Origin of the sequence: uncultured Lactobacillus sp. (genome assembly GCF_945290125.1) — a bacterium.
Classification (GTDB): domain Bacteria; phylum Bacillota; class Bacilli; order Lactobacillales; family Lactobacillaceae; genus Lactobacillus; species Lactobacillus rizhaonensis.
The window spans coordinates 1-5,037 of record NZ_CALYQV010000090.1; the positions used below are offsets into that span (position 1 = coordinate 1).

4 protein-coding genes, 1 tRNA gene and 1 other annotated feature are annotated in these 5,037 nt (G+C 34.7%); of the genes, 1 reads left to right on the top strand and 4 read right to left on the bottom strand.

Annotated elements, in window-relative coordinates:
* The 4 genes from rplU to Q0K80_RS09795 all read right to left on the bottom strand — a co-directional run.
* Positions 1-279, bottom strand: a 279-nt coding sequence (gene rplU, locus Q0K80_RS09780) for a 50S ribosomal protein L21 (RefSeq protein ID WP_294605859.1), incomplete at its 3' end; no start/stop codon positions are given.
* A 13-nt stretch (positions 280-292) separates the two neighbouring features.
* Positions 293-367, bottom strand: a sequence feature (ribosomal protein L21 leader region).
* A gap of 87 nt (positions 368-454) precedes the next feature.
* Entirely contained in the window at positions 455-1,294 is an 840-nt protein-coding gene (locus Q0K80_RS09785; RefSeq protein ID WP_294605861.1) for a YitT family protein, read from the bottom strand.
* Positions 1,295-1,467: 173 nt separating this feature from the next.
* Entirely contained in the window at positions 1,468-2,787 is a 1,320-nt protein-coding gene (locus Q0K80_RS09790; RefSeq protein WP_294605863.1) for a DUF2325 domain-containing protein, read from the bottom strand.
* A gap of 86 nt (positions 2,788-2,873) precedes the next feature.
* Positions 2,874-4,637 carry a DUF2207 domain-containing protein gene (locus tag Q0K80_RS09795; RefSeq protein ID WP_294605865.1) on the bottom strand — a complete coding sequence of 588 codons (1,764 nt, stop codon included), beginning with the start codon at positions 4,635-4,637 and terminating at the stop codon, positions 2,874-2,876.
* 201 nt (positions 4,638-4,838) lie between these two features.
* On the opposite strand from Q0K80_RS09795, the gene Q0K80_RS09800 reads away from it, so the two are divergent.
* A tRNA-Arg gene (locus Q0K80_RS09800) sits at positions 4,839-4,912 on the top strand.
* The last annotated feature ends 125 nt before the right edge of the window (positions 4,913-5,037 follow it).

A 5,037-nucleotide genomic window follows, 5' to 3' on the forward strand; every position in this document is an offset into this window, starting at 1 on the left:
ATAAGGTTGACGGTGACCATATTTTGAATGTGAGTGCTTCTTAGGCTTGTACTTAAAGGTTACAACCTTTTTTTCCTTACCTTGCTTTTCAACCTTAGCAACAACTTTAGCACCTTTAACTAACGGTGTACCAACTTTAACGTCCTTGCCATCTGAAGTAAGAACTACTTCATCAAAGGTAACTTCCTTGCCTTCTGCAGCATCAAGCTTTTCAACAAAAACACTATCGCCTTCAGCAACTTTATATTGCTTTCCACCGGTTTTAATAATTGCGTACATTTACTACCCTCCAAAAATTACTTAGACTCGCCAATTGAGGTGCCCTAAACAAGACTTATTACCTCAAAATGTGCGGTTGCAGATGTGGAGGAACCCACAAATACAACTACTACATCATACTACTATCAAGTTCATTTAGCAATAAAAAATGGTTTCTTTATCAGCTAAGTTAGGTTTAAATTTGCCATTTACCACCATGAACTTTGGCAATGTTTTCTGTGACGATAAATGCTTCACTATCAATTTTACGGGCTTTAGCAACTAGCTGACCATATTCATTAGTATCAACAACAATCACCAGCTGTTGCTTATCCTGATCACTATGACCACCTACGACATTGTAAACGGTCAGCCCATCATAATCCTGCTGCAACATTTGACGAATTTCTTCCAACTTATTGTTACTCATAATACGAACCTGATATTTTTTATCAAAACCAGTTTCTGTATAACGCATAGTCATTGTAGTAATTACCTGAGAAAAAGCTGCAAGCAAAAAGGCTTCAGTGCCATCAACAAAGATATTCAGAAAAATAACAGACATATCGATAACCATCAATGACAGTGCGGGATCAATATAAAAATACTTTTTAATAATTAGAGGCGGAATTGTAGTCCCTCCGGATGAAGCGTTAATGCGATATAGCATTGAAACACCAACACCCATTAAGACCCCACCATAGATAACTGCAAGCATATTATTGGAAGTCAATTTAAAACTTGGAGTAATTGCCATTAACACAGGTACTAAAAGACTGCCTAAAGCCACTTTTTTCAAAGTTTCTTTACCTAAAAAGATAGCGGCCAAAATAAGCATCAGAGCATTGACTACAAATACCGAAATAGAGCGGTTAATTCCCCAAACGGCATCAATCAATATTGAAATACCCGTAGAACCACCTGCAGCAACATTAATAGGAGCATAAAAGAAATTTATTGATATTGTAATTATTTCCAAACCAGCTAAGAAAAAAAGCCAATATTGCCAGGTATGCGTTTGCGTTTTTGTTTTCATCTCATCTTCCTTCCATAAAATTGTTATTTAATATTGTACAGGAAAAATGCTAAATTATGCAAGAAATAGGGGTTTTCTATTTAACGTGCAGTAAAATTGCATGAGCTAAAAACACAAGGTTGACCTTTTTTTCTTAAATTATTAAGAAATTATAAAGAAAATTATTTTGGCTATCAATCTCCAACCTGATAATCGATTGTTTGATTACCTTCATAGGCTGGCAAACCCTTTTCCGCACGGTACAAAGCCCGCTCAAACGCTTGATAGCCTTTACTTGAACTAACAGCAAATTTGATGTGATATTTACTAGCAAATTCACTAATATTCCAAGTACTGTCATGAGCAGCAAATGCCGTTACCAGGATTACTATATCCAGATCCTTGATCTGATTTTCCATGATTTTTTTCTTGCCCTGGAAAGCATCAATTGGGATAGGTATACCGTTATACCTTTTGACTATCCCTTCCAGCATTGCTTCATTCTTGTTATTACCAATAGCGATGCCTACTCTTTGATAATGTAAATCCAATGCCAATTTAGTTAAGTTATCATCTTTTTCTGCAGTAGTACTTTTTTTCTTTTTAGCCGTACTATGCTTCTGCGGCTGCTCAAGCTCATAAACCCAACGGATTTGAATTGCATCTTCAGGGCTTTTTTTCAAACGGACATCACCGTCATACCAAGCCAAGTCAACAATTGAACCATCAACTAATCTAATGTTTTCATCCCAATACTTACTCGAATCAATAGGAAGAAGAATCGCCTTACCATTAACACGCAATTTCTTTCCTTGTGCATTGCGAGTAATAGATAAATGGCCTGCACGTCCTTGCACTACCGCATATTTAAATGTTGAGATTGAATCAACTTCCATAGACGGCAGTTCACGAAAGCCAACAACGCGTAAAATTGTTGCTTCATAATGTGAATCCTTATCTTCTGGGACGGCCTCTACAATATCACCACTTTTTAAGTTTAAGGAATGAATTTGAGACTCTTTCAACGTATACACTCTTCTATTACTATCATTAATCAAATCACAGCCAGATAGCAAACGAATTACTGTATAGCGTTTTCCTTTCCGATAATCTCTCTTACTCTTTTGAGGAATTTCAAGGGCTTCTTCGAAAACTTTTTTATCAATCATATCCATATGCGTTTGCATCAATTTAATTGCTTGCTTTAGGTTAACCAAATTTTGGCGATATTTTTTATTAATATTTGGAGCAAGCGTTAATTTTTGAATTGCCGAAAGTGCCGTGTTCTTACTGGCAATATCTCCAGGATTTTTAATTAACCCGGCTAAGCTGGTTAATAGTAAATTAAGTTGCTGCAAGTCAACTTCGATATTATTTTTGGCTGTTACTTTTGCAGTTTGCTCATCAGTCATGCCCAAAATTAATTTAATTGCTGCTATCCCATTTTTTAAGCTCTTATCATCCCCAGCTGTCTGATTAAGAATTCTTTTTAAATTACTGCGATAATCGAACATAATTTTACCTATCTTTTTAGAAATTTACTTAATTATAGCAAATGCAAAAACCAATCTTTAAGCCAGGCTTTTAGTCAGAAGACAAACTAGAAAGCTCCTCCACCAGAACCTCCGCCAAAGCCGCCGGATGAACCACTTGAGAAACTGCTAGAGCCAGAAGATATACCGTCACTAAAACAAGAATCAAAGTTGGAAGAAAAACTGTCTTTTCCCGTGTTTGAAATAAAACCATAATAGAAGTAATTACTGTTTTGAATCTCTTCCTCACTGAATTCGATTTTCATTTCTTTCATTACTTTATCTGCTAAACCGAAAGAAACGGCATAAGGCATAATATCTTCCCATAGTATGAGATCACCGACATCTTTCATTTTAAACTTGCCGATATCTCTCAGCATTTTTTTAAAACCGCGTATCTTTTCAGTTTCATTTTTGCCTTTTTCAGAGTAAATACCAATCTTTTTATTACTATAAACTAAAGCAAGAAGACTCAAAAGCAGAATTAAAGCTTCACCTATAACTATTACCAAAAGATATTTTAAAGAACTTGTTAATGCAATCACCGCAGATGCAAAGCTCACTGCCATCGTCAAAATAATAATACCGATAACTTTAGCCCGACTATTCGTCAACGTATCAGGTAAATATACTTGTTTTTCTTTACTGTCAAAATTATTAGTTGCCCAGGTATCAAAAGAGTTTCCAAGCTTTTTACCATGGTACTTTTTCAATTCTTGTGTCGTGAATTGGTTACCATCACCAACGCTATTGAATAGAGTTTTGATTAAAATATCATTATCAAGAATACCTTTGTCTAGCAATGTTATTTGGTAATAAGTTTTACGATGAACCTTAAAATCTTCTATCTTGATCTTTTTCTTAGCTGCTAAGCTAATTAAGTATGCCGTAAAGGCCTTGTTATCTGGCTTGTTAGCAGTATCCAAAATTTGCGCTAATACTGGATCTACATCAGGTATTTCATAATTATGAGCCAATTCGCGACTCTTGCGCGGCTTCAAACCAACCGCTTTTGTTCTGAAGCCTTTAATAATACCTAAAAGTCCTATAATCAAACTTAGTGCTATTAACCAAATACTTCTTCTTTCTCTTTTCCGCCTATTTTTAATAGTTGCTTGAGCTAATTCTTTCTCTTGCTTTATAACTGCTTTTCGGTGATTCTTATTTTTAACATTTTTATTTTTGGCTGTGATACTCAAGGGGAAAATAGTATGAACTTCTATACCGGTGTCGCCACCAAGATTCTCAGCTATCATAACAATTTTTTCTTTTTTAGGATTAACTTTTAGGTAGCCATCTAGCGGCCCGTGAGCCCAGGCTTTCAGTCCTTTAACAGGCCTTGGAAAAATTACGCTTGCCTTGACATAGTCTAAGTCAGTGTCCCAACCATTACCAATAATCTTAAAATTAAGTTCAGCAACGTCACGATAATTAGTAATAGCATTGGTTATGCGATAAAAATACGTCACAGTAAAATGGCTGTGATTTTTTATGGGATAAAATACTTTAAAGCGATATCCACGTTTCATTTTTTTAAGAACATAGTTATTAATTGTTTCTCTTTTTTGATTTTCATTTTTTACCTGTACTTTTACGTCTTCAATTTTTTGATTTGAATTTAAAACTTGCCGGTAATAAACGCCATGTGCTCGACTATTGAATTGATAGGTAATTGCCCTTTTCATCGACAAAGAACCATCAGAATTGACTTTGGCACTTGTGATATTTTTAGCAATATCATAATCAACATCTGCTTTTACTTTTTGTACAGGGGTTAAGCTAAGTAAAAGCATGCCTAAGAGACAGATAAATTTTAGTAATTTATGTTTCATAATTTTTCCAATCATTTAAAATAATTATTTTAATTATACCGATTACAAACTACAATTAACATATTAATCTTACAATCTCTTCTTTGCTAACACCAACCTTGCTTTAAAATTATTTAAACAAAATCGCAATTTCTGGTTGCAATTACAAAAATTTTTCTCTATAATAGTTACTGTTCTTGCGCAGGAATACGCAAAACTGACGGTCTGGTAGCTCAGCTGGATAGAGCAACGGTCTTCTAAACCGTGGGTCGTGGGTTCGAATCTCACCCGGATCATTATTTATGGTTTTTATCGATTTTTATTAATTGTAAATGCCGTTATATCAGCAATCTTATTTTTATTAATTATTATTAATTTTAAAGTTGGCTAACATTTTGGCTAACATAGAAATAGCCCTAGC

Bases quoted from the DNA above. Each gene is read 5' to 3' on its own strand.
- Q0K80_RS09795 (WP_294605865.1), bottom strand. From the start codon at position 4,637: ATGAAACATAAATTACTAAAATTTATCTGTCTCTTAGGCATGCTTTTA.
- Q0K80_RS09790 (WP_294605863.1), bottom strand. From the start codon at position 2,787: ATGTTCGATTATCGCAGTAATTTAAAAAGAATTCTTAATCAGACAGCT.
- Q0K80_RS09785 (WP_294605861.1), bottom strand. From the start codon at position 1,294: ATGAAAACAAAAACGCAAACGCATACCTGGCAATATTGGCTTTTTTTC.